Below are 1960 nucleotides of genomic sequence, written 5' to 3'. Positions count from 1 at the left end.
TGGGACATTTTGATTTGTGTTCTCTTGAGACATTATCATTTACGTTTAACACAAAATTTGAGAGAACTTATCATTCACTCGTTGACAAAATTTAATAGGGATGCTATCTTTAGTAATGCTTAATTATTTATTTAGGCTAACCTAAAATATAGTTTTTGGAGGAAGTTTATGAATAAAAATAAATTCTTAATCGGTAGCATGTTAACAATAAGTAGTTTTGTTTTGGTTTCGCAGTCTGCGATATTTGCTGAAGATGAAAGTAATATAAAGGCATCTATAGAGAATATACATAATAAAGTTGCTTCATCAGAAAGCACTACTGTAAGAAGCGAGTTAAAAGATGTTCTGGTTTCAGAGGGACATCAAACAGAGACTTTTGACGAAAAAAATCAAGACGATTTAAACAAAATCTCTGATAAAAACGATATAAAAAATGAAAATAAGGATAGTATTATCAATAATGAAGACCGAGAAAAATTATTAGATTCTGATCTTAAAAAACCAAAAAATGTTTCTAAAGATAAAGAAACAGAGTTTGAAGGTAATAGGTCATCAGAAATACTTGCGCCTACGACCTCAAGAGAATCTGAAAATAGTTTGGAGAGTTATTTGGAAACTGACACTAATCTTTCAAAAGAGAATTTAAAGTCAACCTACATGAATGATCAAAACGCTCAAATCCTAGGAAGCACTATTACAGATAGCCAGAACCTAGTTTATAAAATCTTGTCATATAAAGACGGAGTAGGAACTGTTCAATTAGGAGATGGTGAAAAAAGTCTCATATGGAATGATGATACCTTAAGAATTTCTAATGTTATTCAAAATGAAAAAGGTACATTTACAGTAACGGAAATCGCTAGCAATGCATTCTATAGTGTAATTGAAGAATCATCTGGTCAGCGAATGGGTCCGAATGTTTCGAAGGTTATCGTGCCCAACTCAATCTTGAAGATTCAAGATCGAGCATTCTTTTCAGCTGAAACCATCAGAAATGTTGAGTTTTTGCCAAAGTCTAACTTAAAGCATATAGGAAAAGAAGCTTTTTATTTCTCAAATCTAAAAAATATAATAATTCCGGATTCTGTTGAAACAATCGGAGACAAAGCTTTTTCATTTAATGAGAATCTAACGGATTTAGAAATTGGAGATGCTTCTAATTTAAAGACTATTGGTAAGGGTGCTTTCTCTTCAAACAAAAAATTGAAGCGACTTTACATTCCTAAAGGGGTTACCTCAATAGGAGAAGAAGCATTTATAACAACTCCTGATTTAGAAGAAATAAGGGTAAGTTCATCAAATAATAATTTTAAAGATATAGATGGAATTTTGTTTAATAAAGATGAAAAAAATCTTATAAAATATCCGTCGAGAAAAGTTGAAAGAAACTATGAGATTCCTGAAAAAGTAGTGTTTATAGCCGATTATGCTTTTGACAATAATGATAATCTTAAAGAGTTAATATTTGGGAAAAATGTTAAAAAAATAGGAGATTTTACGTTTAAAAATGCAGATAAGTTAGAAAAAATTAACCTAAATGAGGGACTTGAAGAAATTGGTAGGTTGGCATTTTATTATATGCCATCTTTAGAGAGCGTTGAATTACCAAAATCGTTAAATAGCTTAGGAAGGAATCCTTTTTATGGCTTAGATTCTTTAACAACTATTATTTTTGGAGAAGGAGTCAAAGAATTTTCAAATAGTACTATTGCTGGACCTCTTGGATCATTGAAAAAAATTATAATTAAGGCGAAAAATGCCACTTTTGCAGAGGATAGTTTTAACCTTCCGGATAATATAAAAGGTACTGTTAAAATAGAAGTTGCTTCAGATAACATCAAAAATAAAATGGTGGAATTAGGCTTTAAGGAAGAAAATATTTTAATTAATCTTGACGACGATACGCCAGATGACGGCACTCCGGATGAAGAGACTCCAGATGGCGGCACTCCGGATGAAG

General features: G+C 31.3%; 1 protein-coding gene. It reads left to right on the top strand.

The features are described 5' to 3' along the window. Positions 1-168: 168 nt before the first annotated feature. A partial coding sequence (locus tag ACQV2O_RS08480) for a leucine-rich repeat domain-containing protein (RefSeq protein ID WP_428875560.1) occupies positions 169-1960 on the top strand: 1792 nt, incomplete at its 3' end.

The organism is Facklamia sp. P13055 (assembly GCF_050409445.1).
Lineage (GTDB): Bacteria > Bacillota > Bacilli > Lactobacillales > Aerococcaceae > Facklamia.
This window is presented reverse-complemented; position numbering and strand designations above follow the sequence as displayed.